14 protein-coding genes are annotated in these 18,282 nt (G+C 71.3%); 4 read left to right on the top strand and 10 right to left on the bottom strand.

Annotated features, from left to right (window positions below; genetic code table 11):
* Window positions 1-8 precede the first annotated feature (8 nt).
* Window positions 9-1,358, top strand: a complete 1,350-nt coding sequence (locus OG766_RS02170) for a lysine N(6)-hydroxylase/L-ornithine N(5)-oxygenase family protein (protein WP_266377094.1) — start codon at window positions 9-11, stop codon at window positions 1,356-1,358.
* 97 nt (window positions 1,359-1,455) lie between these two features.
* On the opposite strand, the gene OG766_RS02165 is transcribed toward OG766_RS02170, so the two are convergent.
* The gene (locus tag OG766_RS02165; protein WP_328724405.1) at window positions 1,456-2,106 is read right to left on the bottom strand and encodes a DUF7691 family protein; all 651 of its coding nucleotides are present in this window, start codon (window positions 2,104-2,106) and stop codon (window positions 1,456-1,458) included.
* Window positions 2,107-2,197: 91 nt separating this feature from the next.
* Window positions 2,198-2,608, bottom strand: a complete 411-nt coding sequence (locus OG766_RS02160; protein WP_328724404.1) for a Fur family transcriptional regulator — start codon at window positions 2,606-2,608, stop codon at window positions 2,198-2,200.
* 311 nt (window positions 2,609-2,919) lie between these two features.
* Between OG766_RS02160 and katG the strand changes: the two genes are divergently transcribed.
* From katG to polX, 3 genes are all read left to right on the top strand, one after another.
* Window positions 2,920-5,151, top strand: coding sequence for a catalase/peroxidase HPI (katG, locus tag OG766_RS02155; protein ID WP_266377103.1), 2,232 nt, complete (start codon window positions 2,920-2,922; stop codon window positions 5,149-5,151).
* A 219-nt stretch (window positions 5,152-5,370) separates the two neighbouring features.
* Entirely contained in the window at window positions 5,371-6,696 is a 1,326-nt protein-coding gene (locus OG766_RS02150) for a hypothetical protein (RefSeq protein WP_328724403.1), read from the top strand.
* A 10-nt stretch (window positions 6,697-6,706) separates the two neighbouring features.
* Window positions 6,707-8,428, top strand: a complete 1,722-nt coding sequence (polX, locus tag OG766_RS02145; protein ID WP_328724402.1) for a DNA polymerase/3'-5' exonuclease PolX — start codon at window positions 6,707-6,709, stop codon at window positions 8,426-8,428.
* A 32-nt stretch (window positions 8,429-8,460) separates the two neighbouring features.
* Here the strand turns inward: polX and OG766_RS02140 are convergent, their stop codons facing one another.
* The 8 genes from OG766_RS02140 to OG766_RS02105 all read right to left on the bottom strand — a co-directional run bounded on the left by OG766_RS02140 (window position 8,461) and on the right by OG766_RS02105 (window position 17,936).
* A complete protein-coding gene (locus tag OG766_RS02140) occupies window positions 8,461-9,258 on the bottom strand; it encodes an endo alpha-1,4 polygalactosaminidase (protein WP_266377111.1) in 798 nt (265 codons plus the stop codon).
* Window positions 9,255-9,917, bottom strand: coding sequence for a spherulation-specific family 4 protein (locus OG766_RS02135; protein WP_266377114.1), 663 nt, complete (start codon window positions 9,915-9,917; stop codon window positions 9,255-9,257). Before OG766_RS02135 ends, OG766_RS02140 begins: the two co-directional genes overlap by 4 nt.
* Window positions 9,914-10,828: an NAD-dependent epimerase/dehydratase family protein gene (locus OG766_RS02130; RefSeq protein WP_328724401.1), complete on the bottom strand. Its 915-nt coding sequence runs from the start codon at window positions 10,826-10,828 to the stop codon at window positions 9,914-9,916. The genes OG766_RS02135 and OG766_RS02130 overlap by 4 nt, the downstream gene beginning before the upstream one ends.
* A 7-nt stretch (window positions 10,829-10,835) precedes the next feature.
* On the bottom strand, window positions 10,836-11,549 hold the full coding sequence (locus OG766_RS02125) for a sugar phosphate nucleotidyltransferase (protein ID WP_266377120.1): 714 nt from the start codon (window positions 11,547-11,549) through the stop codon (window positions 10,836-10,838).
* Between the two features lie 41 nt (window positions 11,550-11,590).
* Window positions 11,591-12,592, bottom strand: coding sequence for a GDP-mannose 4,6-dehydratase (locus OG766_RS02120; RefSeq protein WP_328724400.1), 1,002 nt, complete (start codon window positions 12,590-12,592; stop codon window positions 11,591-11,593).
* A 91-nt stretch (window positions 12,593-12,683) separates the two neighbouring features.
* On the bottom strand, window positions 12,684-14,066 hold the full coding sequence (locus OG766_RS02115; protein ID WP_266377126.1) for a hypothetical protein: 1,383 nt from the start codon (window positions 14,064-14,066) through the stop codon (window positions 12,684-12,686).
* Window positions 14,063-15,577: a GT4 family glycosyltransferase PelF gene (gene pelF, locus OG766_RS02110; RefSeq protein WP_328724399.1), complete on the bottom strand. Its 1,515-nt coding sequence runs from the start codon at window positions 15,575-15,577 to the stop codon at window positions 14,063-14,065. Before pelF ends, OG766_RS02115 begins: the two co-directional genes overlap by 4 nt.
* Window positions 15,578-15,776: 199 nt before the next feature.
* Window positions 15,777-17,936 (bottom strand): hypothetical protein, encoded by a 2,160-nt coding sequence (locus tag OG766_RS02105; protein WP_328724398.1) that lies wholly within the window; start codon window positions 17,934-17,936, stop codon window positions 15,777-15,779.
* Between the last annotated feature and the right edge of the window lie 346 nt (window positions 17,937-18,282).

Below are 18,282 nucleotides of genomic sequence, written 5' to 3'. Positions count from 1 at the left end.
ATGACGCGGTGAAGACACTGCAGAGTGGGCCCGGCAGCATCTACGACGTCCTTGGCATCGGCTTCGGACCGTCGAATCTGGCCCTGGCCATAGCCATTCAGGAGCACAACGCGCAAGTCCCCGACGGCGACCGGCTCGTGGCGGGGTTCCTCGAGAAGCAGCCGCGATTCGGCTGGCATCGGGGCATGCTCATCGACGACGCGACGATGCAGGTCTCCTTCCTCAAGGACCTGGTCACCATGCGCGATCCGACCAGCGACTTCAGCTTCCTCTGCTATCTGCGGGAGCGGGGCAGGCTGGTGGACTTCCTCAACCAGAAGACCCTGTTCCCCCTGCGCATCGAGTTCCACGACTACTTCGAATGGGCCGCGGCCCGCGTCGACGGACTCGTCCAGTACTCCGCCGAGGTCGTCGCCGTGAAACCGGTGACGCGGGACGGCGAGGTGTGCTGGTTCGACGTCCACAGCCGGGACCCGGACGACTCCGAGCGGCTGATCGTCCGCCGCGCCCGCAACCTCTGCGTGGCCACCGGCATGGAGCCCCACCTTCCGCACGGCACCGCGCTCTCCGACCGCGTCTGGCACACCAGCGAACTGATCCCCAGGGTCGCCGAACTGCTCGGCAACGGAACCCGGGTGCGCCGGGCCGTGGTCCTCGGCGCCGGCCAGAGCGCGGCCGAAGCCGTCGACTATCTGCATCGCAGCTTCCCCGGGGCCGAGATCTGCTCCGTCTTCGCCAAGTACGGCTACACCCCGGCCGACGACAGCCCCTTCGCCAACCGCATCTTCGACCCCGAAGCCGTCGACATCTACTACCACGCCCCGCGCGACGTGAAGCAGTCGCTCTTCGACTACCACCGCGGCACCAACTACTCCGTGGTGGACATGGAGTTGATCGAGGCCCTCTCCCGCACCATGTACCAGGAGAAGGTCCAGGGCACGCAGCGGTTGCGCATGCTGAACGTCTCCCGCATCCGTGAGGTCGGGCACCGGGGGGACCGGCTGGACGTCACCGTCGAGTACCTGCCGACCGGCGAACGGGACGTCCTCACCGCCGACCTGCTCGTCCACGCGACCGGCTACCGGCCCCAGGACATCGGCGAGCGCCTCGGCGAGGTCGGCAAGCTCTGTCTGCGCGACGAAGAGGACGCCCTCCTCATCGGCCGGGACCACCGTGTCCTGACCACCCCGAACGTCGTCTCCGACATCTATCTGCAAGGAGGCACCGAACACACCCACGGCATCACCTCCACCCTGCTCTCCCACACCGCGGTGCGGGCCGGCGAGATCCACGCCTCACTCATCGCCCGCCGCCTGACCGCCACCGCCGCCCGCAGCACCACCGCCGACGGCCGCTGAGCGGGCATCGCGGGAACAGCGGTCGTCCTCGGCTCGGTACGGAGCCGGCCGTGAAGGGATCCCACCGCGTCCCGGAAGCCCGGGCAGTGGCGGTGGGTCAGGTGAGCTTGAAGAAGAGCGTGTCCTGGGTGTACCAGTCGACATGCTTCGTGGCGTACTCCCACTCGCCGTGCTCGAAGTCGAGTGCGGTGACGAGTTCCTGAACGTCGTACCGGAAGTCCGGGTCCATCCGGTCGAGGACGGCGCGATAGGCGTCGGCGGCGGGCTTGGTCCTGGCCAGCGGCAAGTGGCCGATGGCCGGGTAGCCGTCCATCGAGTGGGGGATGAACGGGAAGTCGTCGGGCAGCCCGCCGTAGAGGTAGCCGTGGGGCAGGAGGTCGGCGGGCACGCCGAGACGGCGCATCTCGTCGTCCACCAGGCCGAAGAACGTCGAGGGCTTGGAGTAGGTGCCCAGCTGGGACGGATCGGACGCGTTGCGGTCGATGATGAACTGCAACGCGGTGTGGTAGGCGTTGCCCGCGCAGCGCGCGTCCGAATCGGTGCGCCCGGCGATGAGGTGGTCGAGCGCCTCCGGTATGGACATGCCCCAGTCGACGCCCTGGTGGTCGAGGTCCTCCTGGTCCGCCTCGGCACACCTGCGCATGGTGGCGAGACGGCGCAGCTGATCCGCCGTGAGGTCCCCCTTGCTGCCCAGAAAGGCCAGGACGTCGGCCTTGTCCGCGGTGGAGTACGCGATGTTGTGACTCATGATCGCCATGATGCCAAGCGCCACTGACATCCGGCGTGCGGGCCCTGATTCCAGGGGTGCCGACCCTCGATCAGGGATCCGGACGGGACTTCTAGGCGCAGGCCGGGCACAGCCCGCGGTAGGTGACCTGGACCTCGGACACGGTGAAGCCGAAGCGTGCTTCCGGCGGGAGGCCGGTCAGCGGGTCGCCGGTCGGGTGGACGTCGCGGATGGTGCCGCAGGCGGAGCACACCAAGTGCTGGTGCGGATGGTGGGCGTTGGGGTCGTAGCGCTTGGCGCGGCCGTCCGTGGAGACCTCCATGACCTCGCCGAGGGAGACCAGTTCGCCCAGGGTGTTGTAGACGGTCGCCCGGGAGATCTCGGGCAGCCGCCGTGCCGCGCGGGCGTGCACCTCGTCGGCCGTGAGGTGGACGTGGTCGCCGTCGAGGACCTCCGCGACGACACGCCGCTGGGAGGTCACCCGCCAGCCACGGTCTCGCAGTCGCTGCAGCAGGTCACTCATGTCGGTTCACCTGTTCAGGGTCGATGGGATACCCGAAGTTTACTGATGCATGTCCGGGATCCGATGACATATGGGTTCGGCGAGCTTCTTGACCTGGACTCTGTCCATCGTAGGATCGGATCCGGCGATAGCCAAGGGAGCAGAAGCCTCCATTGCGGCAGGAGAGCGAGGCATGAGCGAGGCATGACGGGTGCGCGATCGCGCAGGCCATCTACCCCTCCGAGCGGGGCCTGTGCTCCGACCGTTCCACCGCCCTGTTCCACCGTCGGCAATCCCTGAGCACCATGATCCGTCAGCCCGGAAGGATTCCCATGGCCGAGAACCCCGATGCAATCGTCACGGACCCCAAGTCGGAGGGCGGAGGTGGCTGCCCGGTCGCGCACGGGCGCGCCCCGCACCCGACCCAGGGCGGCGGAAACCGCCAGTGGTGGACGGATCGCCTCAATGTGAAGATCCTCGCCAAGAACCCCGCCGTGGCCAACCCCCTCGGCGAGGACTTCGACTACGCCGCGGCGTTCACGTCCCTCGACCTCCCGGCCGTGAAGCGGGACATCGCGGAGGTGCTGACGACCTCGCAGGACTGGTGGCCCGCCGACTTCGGTCACTACGGCCCGTTCATCATCCGGATGGCCTGGCACAGCGCGGGCACCTACCGGATCAGCGACGGCCGCGGCGGGGCGGGGGCCGGCCAGCAGCGCTTCGCCCCCCTCAACAGCTGGCCCGACAACGGGAACCTCGACAAGGCCCGCCGCCTGCTGTGGCCGGTCAAGAAGAAGTACGGCCAGGCGCTCTCCTGGGCCGACCTCATGATCCTCTCCGGCAACGTCGCCCTGGAGACGATGGGCTTCGAGACCTTCGGCTTCGCCGGCGGTCGTGAGGACGTGTGGGAGCCCGAGGAGGACGTCTACTGGGGTCCCGAGACCACCTGGCTCGGCGACGAGCGCTACAGCGGCGACCGCGAGCTGGAGAACCCCCTCGGCGCGGTCCAGATGGGCCTCATCTACGTCAACCCGGAGGGCCCGAACGGCAACCCCGACCCGCTCGCCGCGGCCCGCGACATCCGGGAGACCTTCCGCCGGATGGCGATGAACGACGAGGAGACCGTCGCCCTGATCGCGGGTGGCCACACCTTCGGAAAGACCCACGGCGCGGGCCCGGCGGACGCTGTCGGCCCCGACCCCGAGGCCGCCCCGATCGAGGAGCAGGGCTTCGGCTGGCGCAACAGCCACGGCACCGGCAAGGGCGGCGACGCGATCACCAGCGGTCTCGAGGGCATCTGGACGAACACGCCGATCACCTGGGACAACAGCTTCCTGGAGATCCTCTTCGGCTACGAGTGGGAGCTGTTCAAGAGCCCCGCCGGCGCGAACCAGTGGCGGCCGAAGGACGGGGCGGGAGCCGGCAGTGTCCCCGACGCCCACGACCCGTCGAAGAGCCACGCGCCGACGATGCTGACGACCGACCTCTCGCTCCGGTTCGACCCCGCCTACGAGCAGATCTCGCGACGCTTCCTCGAGCACCCCGACGAGTTCGCGGACGCCTTCGCCCGCGCCTGGTACAAGCTGACCCACCGCGACATGGGCCCGATCGTGCGCTACCTCGGCCCGGAGGTCCCGGCCGAGACCCTGCTGTGGCAGGACCCGCTCCCCGAGGTGACGCACGACCTCGTCGACGCCGCCGACATCGCCTCCCTCAAGGACCAGATCCTCGGCCAGGGCCTGTCGGTGTCCCAGCTGGTGTCGACCGCGTGGGCCTCGGCCTCGTCCTTCCGCGGCAGCGACAAGCGCGGCGGCGCCAACGGCGCGCGCGTCCGCCTCCAGCCGCAGAGCGGATGGGAGGTCAACGACCCCGACGAGCTGGCGACGGTGCTGCGCGCCCTGGAGGGGATCCAGCAGTCCTTCAACGCCGCCCAGAGCGGCGGCAAGCAGGTCTCGCTGGCCGACGTGATCGTGCTCGCCGGTGCCGTGGGCGTCGAGAAGGCGGCCAAGGACGCCGGTTTCGACGTCGAGGTCCCCTTCACGCCGGGCCGCGCCGACGCGTCGCAGGAGCAGACCGACGTGGAGTCGTTCGCCGCGCTGGAGCCCACCGCCGACGGATTCCGCAACTACCTCGGGAAGGGCAACCGGCTGCCGGCCGAGTACCTGCTCATCGACCGGGCGAACCTGCTGACCCTGAGCGCCCCCGAGCTGACGGTCCTCGTCGGTGGCCTGCGTGTCCTGGGCGCGAACCACCAGCAGTCGCCGCACGGCGTCTTCACCACGACGCCCGGGTCGCTGACCAACGACTTCTTCGTCAACCTGCTCGACCTGGGTACGACGTGGACGGCGACGTCCGGGGACGCGAACACGTTCGAGGGCCGCGACACCGCCACGGGCGAGGTCAAGTGGACCGGCACCCGGGCCGACCTCGTCTTCGGGTCGAACTCCGAGCTGCGCGCGCTCGCGGAGGTGTACGCGAGCGACGACGCCAGGAAGAAGTTCGTGAACGACTTCGTCGCGGCGTGGAGCAAGGTGATGGACCTCGACCGGTTCGACCTCGTCTGACCACGGCGACCACCGCGATCGCTCCGGTCAGGACGTCCAGGCCGGCCCTCGTCGGCCGGCCTGGACGTCCGCGGTCCGAAGAACCGCCACGTCACCCCGCCCTCGGTGCCCGGGCGCCCGTTCGCACCCGTCCTCACCTGACCGGCCCACCACCGTTCGCGCGCCCCTCTTCTCCGGGGTCTGCTGTTGTCAGCCTGCCCGACAGCGGAGGAGAGCGGCATGCCGGACGGAACCACCGGCTCCGGGGGAAGTGAACTGGAGCAGCTGAGGGCACGCATCGCGGCACTGGAAGCGCAGAAGCCGGCGCCACGAGCCCCACGGCACCGGCTGCGCTCGACCCTGGCCGCGCTGCTCATCGTCATCGGCTGCCTGCTCGCGCCCTTGAGCGTCGTCGCCCGATGGACCCACAGCGAGATCGGCAACACCGACCGGTACGTCCAGACCGTCGCGCCGCTCGCCTCCGACGAGGACGTCCAGGCCGCGGTCTCGGCCCGCGTCACCAACGTCGTGATGGAACACATCGACCTGACCAAGCTGTTGGAGGAGGCCGCGCCGGCCGACCGGCCCAGGCTGGAACAGCTGATCGGCGGGCTCGGAGGCGCCCTGGAGAACGCCGTCCGCAGCTTCGTCCAGGCCAGGACGCAGGACATCGTGGCGTCCAACGCGTTCAAGACCATCTGGACCGACGCGAACCGCCTGATCCATACCGCCGTCGACAAGGCACTCACCGGCAGCGGCGGCGGCGCCATCGAGCTCACCGACGACGCCGTGCAGATCGACCTCGCCCCCGTGATCGACCAGGTGAAGCAGCGACTGGTGGGCGACGGGCTGACGATCGCCCAGAAGATCCCCGAGATCCACACCAGCTTCACCGTCTTCCAGTCGGAGGACATCGGCAAGGTCAAGACCGGCTTCCGGCTCCTCGAACTCGCGGCGACGTGGCTGCCGATCGTCGGCATCGTCTTCATCGCGGCGGGAGTCCTGCTCTGCGCCCACCGCCGCAAGGCCCTGGTCGCCGCCGCCCTGGGCGTCGCGTTCGCGACACTGCTGCTCGGCGTGGCACTGGCCGTCTTCCGCGTGGTCTACCTGGACTCCCTGCCCCAGGGCGTGTCGCAGCCGGCCGCCGAAACCGTGTACGACACGCTGATCCGCTTCCTGCGCACCGCCGTCCGCAACGTCGTGGCACTCGGTGTGGTGGTCGCGCTCGCCGCCTGGCTCTCCGGACCCGGACGGTACGCCGGCCTCGCACGCGGGCTGTGGACGTCCGGAATCACCGCGACCCGCACCACCGCGAACCGCGCGGGTCTGCGCACCGGGCCCGTCGGCCCCTGGGTACGCCGCTACCGGACGTGGATCACCTGGGTGCTCGTGGCCGCCGCCGTGCTGGCGTACCTGCTGTGGTCGTTCCCCACCGGCTGGGTCGTCCTCGGACTCGCGCTCGCCCTGCTCCTCGCCCTCGCGATCGTCGAGTTCCTGGCGCAGGACGACGAAGGCCCCGCCCCGGAACCGGCCGAGCCCCAGGGCGCACATCCTCCGACCGTCTGACGCCGGACCCATGGCCAGGGCCAACGACGAGATCGAGGCGCTCCTCCAGGAGTACGCCGACCTCATCGCCATCACCGGCGGTGACGCCTTCAGGGCGCGCTCCTACGAGAAGGCCGCACGCGCGATCGGCGGACACCCCACCGACGTGTCCACGCTCGACGCCAAAGGCCTGCGGGAGATCCCCAACGTCGGCAAGTCCATCGCCGACAAGATCACGGAGTATCTGACCTCCGGACAGATCTCCGTCGTGGAGGAGCGACGTCAGTCCATCCCCGCCGGCGTCCGTGAGCTGATGGCCATCCCCATGCTCGGACCGAAGAAGGCCCTGGTGCTCTACGAGGAGCTGGGGATCTCCTCCGTGGACCAGCTCCTCGACGCCATCCACGAGGAGCGGCTGCGCGATCTCAAGGGCTTCGGCGAGAAGACCGAGGAGAACCTCCTCCACGGCATCGCCCTGATGCAGAAGGCCGGCAGCCGGATCCTCCTGAACGCCGCCATGGACTCCGCCGAGCAGATCGTCGCCGAGCTGTCGCGCATCAAGGGCTGCGAGGGCTGCACCTATGCGGGATCGCTGCGCCGGATGCGGGAAACCATCGGCGACATCGACATCCTCGTCGCCGCGGACGACTCCGCCCCGTTCATGGCGGCCCTCGAGGCACTCCCGTACACCGCGGAGGTCATCGCACACGGCCGGAAGAAGACGTCCATCCGCACCACCAAGGGCCTCCAGGTCGACCTGCGGGTCCTGCCCCCGGACTCCTGGGGCGCGGGACTGCAGTACTTCACCGGCTCCAAGGCGCACAACATCCGCACCCGCGAGATCGCCGTACGGCTGGGGCTCAAGCTCTCCGAGTACGGGCTCTTCGACGCCGAGAGCGGCGAGCGGATCACGTCCGCGACGGAGGAGGAGATCTACGAACGGCTCGGCCTGCCCTGGATCCCGCCGACCCTGCGCGAGGACCGCGGCGAGATCGCGGCCGGGCTCCGCGGCGCACTCCCCGACCTGGTGACCGAGGACGACATCCGGGGCGATCTGCACACCCACACCGACCTCACCGACGGTCTCGCCCCGCTGGAGGAGATGATCGCCCAGGCCGCCGCGCGCGGATACTCCTACTACGCGGTCACCGACCACGCACCGGATCTCGCCATGCAGCGCATGACGAAGGAGAAGATGCTCGCCCAGCGCGAGCGCGTCCGCGCACTGGACCGCAAGCACCGAGGGATGCGGCTGCTGCACGGTACGGAACTCAACATCGGGCCCGAAGGCGAGGTGGACTGGCCGGGCGACTTCCTCGCGGACTTCGACATCTGTGTGGCCTCCGTCCACTCCCACTTCAACCAGAGCCGCCACGCGCTCACCGGCCGACTCGTCCGCGCCTGCGAGAACCCGTACGTCTCCGTCATCGGCCACCCCACCACCCGCAAGATCGGCAAACGCCCGGGCATCGACGCCGACTTCGACGCGGTCTTCGAGGCCTGCGCCAGAACCGGCACCGCCCTGGAGATCAACGCCCACCCCGAGCGGCTCGACCTCGGCGACGAGGACATCCTGCGGGCCAAGCGCCACGGCGTGAAGTTCGCCGTGAACTCGGACGCCCACTCCACCACGCATCTTCCGTACATGCGCTACGGAGTGGCCACCGCACAGCGCGGCTGGCTCACCAAGGACGACATCATCAACACCTGGACGCTGACGAAACTGAAGCGCTTCCTGCGCCCCGGGAACTGACCGCGCCGCTCGGCACGGCTGCCGCCACCCGCTCAGCAGGGCTGCCGCCACCCGTCCAGTTCCAGCCGCTTGCGCATCGAGGACAGCCCCAGACGGCGGGCCTGCGCACAGAAGTCCCCCGTGGCCAGGGCGTATTCGACATGGAAGACGGCCTTCCCCGCCCTGACGAAGGGAGTGAGCCTCCCGCACTCGCCGTACTGGGCGCACTCCTCGTTGACCGCGAAGTCGAAGTCCCGCACCAGCTCGGGGATCTGCGGCAGATCGTTCTTCAGCCCCACGGACAGACCGCGGTCATGGGCGATACGGGCGATCATGCGGTTGTAGGCGAGCTGGTGCCCGGCCGTCAGCGGGAAGCCGGTGTCGTTGAGATAGGCGTCGAGCAGATCCGGTTCCACCGCGTCGAAGCCCTTCTCGCGGCACATGTCGAACCGCTTCTCCATGAGAGGGCGGAGCACGTCCAGCCGGCGGATGTCGAGCCAGCGCTCACCGTGCCAGCCGTTGGGAGCGCCGCGCACGGCGGCCGGGAAGCCGGCCTGGTCGGGGCGGAAGCTCTCCCACGCCCCGGCGTTGATGTAGCAGATGACCTTGCGGCCGTCCCGGTGGAGCCGCTCGACATCGTCCGCGGAGTTCTCGAAGCCGTCGATGTCGTACACGGGAACGTCCGCGGACGCGGGGTCGGCGCGTCCGTCGAGCTGCCACTGCCACGGTGTGCCGGGCCGCGGCTGCCAGCGGGACGGGGCGGGGGAGGGGGACGGAGGGCCCCCGGAGCAGCCCGCGATCAGCAGCACGGCGAGCAGTGCGCACAGCAGGGGACGGCAGGCACGGGTCATGGCATGTCTCCGAGCAGGGCGGGCGGCGGCGCCGACCAGGGATTGGGCAGGCTCTCCGCGACCGCGCAGGACACCGCCGCACCGCGCTCCTCGGCCGCCCGTGCGGCGATCGCCGCCAGTGCGGGCGGCACTTCGTACACCAGGTGGCAGAACCGCTCGGGCGGATGACGGGCGGTCCAGCGCGGGCGGGTGAAGGACGACAGATAGACCGTCCAGGGGCCTTCGAACGTCACCAGCACGTCGGCGAGGCGGGCGTAGCCGGGCGCCGGATGCACCCCGTGGTTGAGCACGACCGTACCGGCGCCGCGCTGCCGCGCCGCGCGCACCAGACGGCGGCAGCCGGGCAGGGCGGACCGGTCGGCCGGCACCTGGTCGAAGAAGCAGCCGTCGGTGTCGTACCACTCACGGTGCCGGTCCAGATCGCGGATCACCGCGGAGCCGGGCCGTACTCCGTAGTCCAGATCGACGTAGCCGAGGACGCGGGTGCCCGCCGCCCGCAGCGCGCGGGCGGCGGAGACGAACGCCGGGTCCGGAGCCGTGCCCGGACCGTCCGCCGCGTTCAGCACCACGCCGTAGACCCGGTCCCCGGCGGCCGCGAGCAGCCGCCAGGCGTCGGGGTCCCGGGCGGGATGCACATAGAGGGGCACGAGCAGGGTCACGGCACCGGGTCCGGTTCCTCGCAGGCGCCGACCGAGGCCCACAGCGCGACGAGCGCGTCGGTCAGCGTGAAACGGGGCTCCCAGCCGAGGGCCGCCCGGGCGGCCGAGATGTCGGAGCACTGCCAGGTCACCCCCGCGGAGCGTGCGGAGCCGACCCCGGCCTCGTCGATCCGGCCCCGGAACCCCGCCACGCTCACCAGCCCGTGCACCAGGTCCCGGATGGGGACGGCCCGGCCCCCGCCGACGTTGAGGACGCGCGGCAGCGGCCCGGACGCGGTCGCCGCCAGCACGGCCGCCCTGGCCAGGTCCCGTACGTCGACGAAGTCGCGGTGGGCGGAGAGATCGCCGAAGCGTACGACCGCGTCCGGATCCGTGCCCGCCCGGCGCAGCCGCAGGGCCGTCCCGCCGGGCAGGCTCAGCGGGCCCGCACCCGGCCCGACCGGATTGCCCACGCGCAGCACGACCGCGTCGAGCCCCGACGAGACGACGGCGACCGTGCCCGCCAGTTTGGTCGCCCCGTAGGAGGTGAGCGGGCGGGTCGGGGCGTCCTCGGTGACCCGTACGCCGTGCTCCCCCGCCCCGTACTCCGCGGCCGAGCCGAGATGGACCAGCCGGGCCGTCGGCGCGGCCTTGCGCAGCGCCGCGCACAGCACGGCCGGCCCCCGGGCGTTGACCTCGGCGTCCGTCACCGGGTCGGCGCCGAGTGCACCCGCGCAGTTGACGACCGCGTCGGGGGAGAGGTCCGCGAGGGCCTCGGCCAGCCGCCCCGTGTCGGCTGTGGCGAGGTCCACGCGGAGATCGGAGGCCGGATCACGGCCGGCACCGAACAGCCGCACGCCGCCCAGCGCGCGGAACTGCTCGGCGATGTGTCTTCCCAGGTACCCGGTGTGGCCCAGGACGAGGATGCGCATGGGGTGTTCAGGCTCCCTTGAGCAGCAGTGACTGATGGGTGGTGAACTCGGCGTTGGCCCGGTCGTAGTCGTCGGGCCGGCCGATGTCCAGCCAGTAGCCGTCGAACTCGTGGGCGTGCGGCGGGTTTCCGGACTCGAGCAGATCGAGGACGAGTTCGTCGAAGCCGAGGGGCAGCCCGGGGGTGTATCCGTCGAGCGTGTCGCGGGAGAGTCCGTACACGCCCATCGACACGCGGTAGTCCATGCTGGGCTTCTCGGCGAAGCCGACCACCTTGCCCGCGTCCGTGGTGAGCACTCCGAAGTCGATGCGCACCTTGCGGGCGTAGGTGGCGATCGTCAGCGCGGCGCCGCTGCCGCGGTGCTGCCGCAGCACCTCCGCGTAGTCGAGATCGGTGAGGATGTCCCCGTTCATCACCAGGAAGGTCTCGGGGAGCCGGTCCCGCATGGTCAGCAGCGGGCCCATGGTGCCCAGGGGATTCTCCTCGGTCGCGTAGTCGATGCTCAGGCCCCACTGCGAGCCGTCGCCGACATAGGCGCGGATGATATGGCCGAGATGGCCGACGGCGATGGTGCAGCTGGTGAATCCGCAGCCCGCGAGCTGGCGCAGCACGATCTCCAGGATCGCGTGCTGGTCGCCGATCGGGACGAGCGGTTTGGGCAGCGCGGTGGTGTACGGACGCAGCCGGATGCCCTTGCCTCCGGCGAGAATCACTGCGTGCATGGGTGCCCCCCTGTGGGTACGGCGGTCGGTGGTGCGGCGGGTCAGATGTTGTAGATGCCGGTCTTGTACCGGGCGAGGTTCGCGGGATCACGGAAGAACTCCGCCGTGTGCGCGAGGCCCTGCTCCAGGTCGTGGCGCGGCGCCCAGCCGGTCGCCTCGCGCAGCCGTGTCGCGTCGGCGACCAGCCGCATCACCTCCGAGCCCGCCGGCCGGATGCGCTGCTCGTCCTCCCGTACGTCGAGGTCGGCGGCCATCACCTTGCCGATGAGCCGCACCAGGTCACCGACGGAGATCTCGCCGCCCGTACCGGCGTTGAAGGTCCGGCCCACGACGGCCTCGGCCGGTGCGGTACCGACGGCCAGGAAGGCGGCGGCGGTGTCCGTGACGTAGGTGAAGTCGCGGGTGGGCCGGAGATCGCCGAGGGTGATGGTGCGCTCTCCCGCGGCGACCTGTCCGATGACGGTCGGGATCACGGCTCGCATCGACTGGCGGGGGCCGAAGGTGTTGAAGGGCCGCAGCGTCACCACGGGCGTCTCGAAGCTCGCGAAGTAGCTGTCCGCGAGCCGGTCCCCGCCCGCCTTCGACGCCGCGTACGGGGACTGGGTCTGGATGGGGTGGTCCTCGCTGATGGGCACGGTCCGCGCGGTGCCGTACGTCTCGCTGGTGGAGGTGTGCACCAGCCGCGGGATCTCCAGGGCGCGGACCGCCTCCAGCACGTTGAGGGTGCCGGTGACATTGGTGTCCACATAGCTGTGCGGCGCCTGGTACGAGTACGGGATCGCGATGAGTGCCGCCAAGTGGTAGACGGCGTCGGCGCCTTCGACCAGGCCGCGGACGGAACCGGGGTCGCGGACATCGCCCAGCACGATCTCGACCTGGTCGAGGACGTCCCCCGGCAGCGTCTCCAGCCAGCCGTAGGAGGAGAAGGAGTTGTACTGCGCCATGGCGCGGACCCGGTGGCCCGAGGCGACGAGCGCCTCGGTCAGATGGGAGCCGATGAAGCCCTCGGCCCCGGTGACGGCGGCGAGCGGTGCGGAAGTCAACGGATGGTCCTCTCGGGAGAGTTCGTCAGTGGATGTCGGTGGATCTCTGTGGTGTCTTCGGCCGGTGCGGATCAGGTCGCGGAGGAACGGGTCAGGCGTGGGCCGTTGGCCGCCCCAGCAGCCAGAGCACACCGGCGACGAGTGCTCCCGCGGCGGTCCCGCAGCACAGGAGCAGCAACACGGCGCCGGGTGGGGGGCCGAGAAGCGTGGCGACGCCCGCCGCCGACGCGGCCGCGAGCGTCGCCGCCGCCGGCGGCCAGGCGATCCCGAACGCCTGGAGCAGCAGCGCGGCCCACAGCAGCGCCGCGAGAGCGAGCAGCGGCGCCGGTTCGGTACCGGTGAGCAGCGCCGCCGGGAGAAGCGGCAGCAGATACCCGCCCAGACAGATCGCCAGGGTGCGGGCGGACCGCAGCCGGAACCCGGTCTCGTCCGCCGTCGCGCGCAGCGCCGCCACGGAGAGTCCCCGGTACCGGTAGAGCAGCCACTCCGCCGGGCCCATGCTGACGGTCAGCACGATCACGGCCCATGGATGCCGCTGTCCCATCTGCATCACCAGCGCCCCCGCGGACAGGCCGAACAGCCCGTACGGCAACGAGTCGAGGAGCCTCGGCCGCGCGGCGCCGGCGGCGGCGTCCGCGCGGAGCATTCCCCGGACGGCCCCGCCCGCGACGGCGATGCTCGACACCACGGTCAGCAGCGGAAGTCCGGCACGCACCAGTGGTCCCGGCTCCCACCAGGGCAGCACCGCCGCGCCCGCGATCAGCGGAGTGAGCGCCGCCAGCAGCAGGCGTTCCTTCCCGCACACCAACAGCACCCCTGCCGCGGCGAGATACAGCGACTGCCCGAGCGCGAACAACGCAGCGGGCCCCGGACCCGCGACGGCCAGTCCGGCACCCGCGGCCAGCAGCGCACCGGCCGGGGCGCCCAGCAACAGCGTCCTGCCCGCCTCACGCCGACCGGAGGCCAGCCGCAGATACGCGCGATGGCTCAGGCCCTGCCCCCACGCCCAGGACAGCAGCCCCGCGACGACCAGTGCGTACACCGCGTGCGGCGCGTGCCACAGCCGGCCGGTCAGCAGATACGCCAGCCCCGGCAGGGCGAACAGCGCCCCGCGCAGCGCACACCGGACGTGGTCGGGCGCCCATGGGTCCGCCCCGGCCGGGGGTTCCGGGAAGCTTCTCGGCACCCGTCCGTAGAGGTCGGCGGCGAGCGAGAACAGATCGGGACGGCCGTAGCGCTCCTGGATCTGCTCGCCGGTCAGCCCCTCCGACTCCAGCAGCGCGGCCACCTCGTACGCGTGCACAGCGGGCCCGATCCGGTCCGCGAGTTCGGCGGCCAGGAGGTCCACCGGATCGTCGGCGGGCCGCTTCCGCCACGGCATGCGCAGCGACAGCGTCGCGTCGGGGGCGGCCAGCCGCAGGGCGAGCGTGTCGCCCCGGCCGTCGTCGGGTTCGAGGGCCATGGGTCCGCTCATCCGGCCACGCTCCCCAGGGCCGCCTCGTCGGTGAGGGAACCGCTCCAGGGATCGGCGAGGCGCACCGTGCCACGGACGGCCAGTTCGAGGTAGATGGCCCGGAAGGTGTCGATGGTCTGACGGAGTGTGAACTGCTCGATCACCCGCAGCCGGGCCGCCTCGCCCATCGCCGCCCTGCGCGGCGGATCGGCCAGCAGTTCCAGCGCGGCCGCGGCCATGGCGGCGGGATCACGCGGCGGGACGACCAGCCCGGCGTCGCCGACCGCCTCCCGTACTCCGCCCACATCCGTGGAGACGGTGGCCCTGCCGCACGACATCGCCTCGATCAGGGTGAAGGGGAAGCCCTCGCTGATGCTGGACAGCATCACGACGTTGCCCGCCGCGTACGCGTCCCTGATGTCGTCGACCCGGCCCTCGAAGGTGACCGCGTCGGCGTGGCCGAGCGACGCGGCGAGCGCCTCGCACCGCTCGCGGTAGGCCTCGCCGCCGCGTGGTGTACCGCCGAACAGCCGCAGTGTGGCGTCCGGGAGCGTCCCGCGGACCTGGGCGAACGCCCGGATCAGGGTCTCCAGGTCCTTGATCGGGTCGACCCGGCCGGCCCAGCTGAGCGTCGGCGCCTGCGGTTCGGGACCCGCGGGCGGAAAGGCCGCGGGATCGACTCCGTTGTAGACCGTGCGTATCAGGTCGGGATCGGCGCCGCCCTGCTCCTCCCACAGCCGGTTGTAGCGGTTGCCCGGGGTGATCAGCGCCGCGCGCCGGTAGCTCTCCTCCGCCAGCAGCCGGAAGAACCCGAGCAGCACCGCCTTCACCGGCCAGCGGTACGGCGCCGTCCGGTACCCGAGGTAGCGCTCCCGAAGATAGACCCCGTGCTCGGTCAACAGCAGCGGAACACCGTGGAGTTCGAGCGCCGCGAGCCCCGGCAGGACGGCGACGCCTCCGCTGACCGCGTGCGCCACACCACGCTCCGGAGGGCGGGCGGCGAGCGGCCGCAGCGCGTGCTCCAGCAGGCCGGTCGCCGTGACGGCGTCGTGCAGGCTGGGCCGTGCCTCCCGCACGGTCAGCCCCGGCCGGTTCCACACCCCGGTCAGCACCCGCAGGGCACGGTCCGTGCGCAGCGCCGGGCCGAGCAGCCCGTCGCGTGCCGCGTGCGCCATCTCGTACAGCGCGGGAGCGAAGCCGTCCTCGGCGCCGGGATCGAGCAACGCCGTGAGGAACCGCTCGTACGCGGCCATCAGCCGGCGCTCGCGGCGGCCACGCGGTGGTGAACCGGTGGGCGCCGGGCCCCACATGGGCACGGTGAGCGGCTCGGCCACGTGCGGCGGCAGCTCCCACACGACGGCCTCACGGCCGGTTCCGGTCACCGCGATGATGTCGAAGTCGATGTCGGGCATGCCGCCGACGAGCTGGTCGCACCAGACACTCACACCGCCGTGACTGTGCGGATAGGTACCTTCGGTGAGCAGGGTGACGCGCGCCGCGCCTCGGCGCGGCGCACGGTGCGATACGTGCATGGATGGGCTCCACGGGACGGGTGCGAAGGGCGCGTGGTTCCGGGGCGCGTCGCCGGGACGGCGTACGACGTCCGGAACCCGCGCTGCCTCGCTCGTGGTGAGCTGGTGCGGTCGGGCCGGGGCCGGTCCTTTGGATCCGGCCGGGCTCGTGTGCGCCGGCGCGCACGCTCGCCGGTCCGGACGGACCCGGGGGACGGCCCTAGTGCTCGGTTCCGGGAGCCACGGGCTGTGTGACGCCGGCGGGCAGCGGGGCCACCGGTGCGGGCGTCGTGCCGTGCCCGCTGCCGCCGGTGGTACCTCCGGCCGCCGGGGCCGTGGGCAGCGACAGCGTCACACCGTCCTGGCCCGTGCCCGGTGAGACCCGGCCCGAGACCGTTCCCGCGTACGGCTCACCGAAGGCGGCCGTTCCGTCCGGCAGCGTCCGGACGGTGCCCGACGGCATGGTCGCGGGCACCGCGATGCCTTCGGGTGCCGTGACCGTCACCGTGTCGCCGATCCGGTGGCCGGTGACCTGACCGGCCTTCACCGCACCGTTCCAGGTGGCGCGTTCGCGCAGTTCGGCCCCGATGTCCTTCATCCGGAGGTTCACCAGCGGGGCGTTGTCCGCGTACAGGGCGGCGTACTGGTCGAGGACCCGGTCCAGGACCGGGTAGGCGATACGGTCCTCGGCGAGGTTCGACTGGTGGATGAAGTGCGGCCGGGGGTCGCCCGCGAGGACGTGGCCCATCGCGATCTGCGCCTCCAGCGGCACGATGTAGCCGGTGTAGCCGGTCGCGGTGTCGAGCGGCGCGTCCAGGCAGGTGGTCGTGGCCGAGCCCTCGCAGATTCCGCTGCCGCCCTGCGCCCTGCTGGTGTAGATCCAGTTGTACTCGTCGACCTGCTCGGCCGCCCGGCCCACGTTGTAGAACACGTTCATCGGGTAGCGGGACACGGTGAGCGCGGGCCCGACCTGACGCTGCGCGGGGTCACGGGAGTTGTCCGAGCCGAGCCACGCGACGCCGTTGTCCGCGAGTGCCGGGGCGAGGTTCGGATTGTCCTCGGGCTGCTGCGGCAGCAGTTTGAGGCCGGAGTGCTCCCCGGTCACCAGCTCACCGGCCTCCAGCGGCAGCCCGGCGCGCTCGGCCCATTGACGGTTGTCGGCGATCTGCCGGGATATCTCGGCCCGGGTGACAAAGCGCGTGCTGCCGTCCGGGTCGGTGGCGCACTTCCACGGGACGATGCTGACGTCCTGCTCGCAGCCCAGATACGGGTGGTCGTAGGTGTGGTTCACCCAGCGGAACGCGTCGCGGTCCGCGGTCAGCCGGTCGGCCAGCGGGTCGGCTCCGCCGTGCTCCTCCCGGTACTCGACGCTGCCGCCGCCGTTGTAGGCCAGGTCGAGGGTGAAGCCCCGGGAGCGGGACCACTGCGTCGCGTGCTCGACGTCGTCCGGCGTCATCCGGATCGGGTTCGGCGTGCCCTGGCCGGGCTGGCAGTCGACGTCGCCGGGGGTGCAGTTGAGCTCGGTGTCCCAGCGGTCGTCGCTGGCGAAGACGTCGTCGACGTGGACCGAGAAGTAGTTCCGCGAGGAGCCCAGTCGCACGCCCTGGGTCATCCAGTCGACGATGCCGCGGGCCAGCAGCCGGAACTGCCGCTGGTACTGGTTGGAGACGAAGGTGACCACCAGTTCGCGGCGGCCGTCGTGCCGGTACTCGCCGACGAGCGCGCCCCGGCCCGTCCCGCCGGGGAGCGGCGCGTCGACGTACGTCGTGAAGTCCGCGCCCGCCCGGGGCCGGGAGAGGAAGCCCCAGCTCTCGTCGACGGACGGGTCGTTGTCCTCGAAGGCGAAGGCGCCGTCGAGGTAGCCGAAGGGCCCCGCCTGGCCGGCCGCGGTCACCTGGGCGGCGATTCCGTCGACCGGTCCCGCGTAGCCGCCGTTGACCGGGTACTCCAGGCCGGCCTGCGGCCGGGCGTAGGTGTAGGCGTCGACCTGCGGGATTCCGTAGGCCTTCTCGTACGCGACGAGGGCGGCCATCTCCGGCGAACCGGAGGGGAACGGATTGTCGTTGGGCAGGACGACGGCCTGGTACTTGGCGCGTGGGCGGCCGTCGGCGCTGTCGGCCAGGAAGGCCGCGTCGATGACGGGCCTGCCGGTGTCCGCGAGTTCGACCACGGTGTACGGGGTGCCCGCACCGTCCAGTTCCGCGGCGATGGCGCTTGTCGCGGGGCCGCCGTCGGAGACGACGAGCACCCTCAGATCGACCCGGACCTCCGGTTCCTCCGCCCGGACCGGATCCGCCGGAAGTACGCCGAGCGAGATGAAGAGCGCTCCTGCGGTGAGCGCGGCCGTACGCATGGTCCGCCTGACGCGGGTCCGCTTCATGCGGTGAAGTCCCTCCCCGTAACCCCCCAGCACGACGGCGCGGCTCCCCCCGGGGCGCTAGGCCGTCGTGCCCTGTCCTGTCACATGGTGGAGGGTCCGTGTGAGATATGTGGGCCTGACGTGAAAGTTGACGAAAAAGCGCAGGCCTCGGGACGGATCAGGCGAGAGGCGGCGGCCACCCGTACGCGGCGGGGCCAAGCGGGCGCGGAGGGTAAACGCTTACAGGCGTCATCGGTCCGGACCACATGCGGCCGAGGGTGCATGAGCGTTTTCGGCCAGGAGGCGGGCCGGGAAGGCCGACGGCGGCCGCCGGCGCGTATGCGCTCGGTCGGCCGCCGCGGTGTTC

The organism is Streptomyces sp. NBC_00259 (assembly GCF_036181745.1).
Taxonomy (GTDB): domain Bacteria; phylum Actinomycetota; class Actinomycetes; order Streptomycetales; family Streptomycetaceae; genus Streptomyces; species Streptomyces pratisoli.
This window is presented reverse-complemented; position numbering and strand designations above follow the sequence as displayed.

What these genes read in the sequence shown, in the direction of transcription:
- OG766_RS02150 (WP_328724403.1), top strand. Translation starts at nt 5,371, where the DNA reads ATGCCGGACGGAACCACCGGCTCCGGGGGAAGTGAACTGGAGCAGCTG.
- katG (WP_266377103.1), top strand. Translation starts at nt 2,920, where the DNA reads ATGGCCGAGAACCCCGATGCAATCGTCACGGACCCCAAGTCGGAGGGC.
- OG766_RS02115 (WP_266377126.1), bottom strand. Translation starts at nt 14,066, where the DNA reads ATGAGCGGACCCATGGCCCTCGAACCCGACGACGGCCGGGGCGACACG.
- pelF (WP_328724399.1), bottom strand. Translation starts at nt 15,577, where the DNA reads ATGCACGTATCGCACCGTGCGCCGCGCCGAGGCGCGGCGCGCGTCACC.
- OG766_RS02165 (WP_328724405.1), bottom strand. Translation starts at nt 2,106, where the DNA reads ATGAGTCACAACATCGCGTACTCCACCGCGGACAAGGCCGACGTCCTG.
- OG766_RS02105 (WP_328724398.1), bottom strand. Translation starts at nt 17,936, where the DNA reads ATGAAGCGGACCCGCGTCAGGCGGACCATGCGTACGGCCGCGCTCACC.
- OG766_RS02125 (WP_266377120.1), bottom strand. Translation starts at nt 11,549, where the DNA reads ATGCACGCAGTGATTCTCGCCGGAGGCAAGGGCATCCGGCTGCGTCCG.
- OG766_RS02130 (WP_328724401.1), bottom strand. Translation starts at nt 10,828, where the DNA reads ATGCGCATCCTCGTCCTGGGCCACACCGGGTACCTGGGAAGACACATC.
- polX (WP_328724402.1), top strand. Translation starts at nt 6,707, where the DNA reads ATGGCCAGGGCCAACGACGAGATCGAGGCGCTCCTCCAGGAGTACGCC.
- OG766_RS02140 (WP_266377111.1), bottom strand. Translation starts at nt 9,258, where the DNA reads ATGACCCGTGCCTGCCGTCCCCTGCTGTGCGCACTGCTCGCCGTGCTG.
- OG766_RS02160 (WP_328724404.1), bottom strand. Translation starts at nt 2,608, where the DNA reads ATGAGTGACCTGCTGCAGCGACTGCGAGACCGTGGCTGGCGGGTGACC.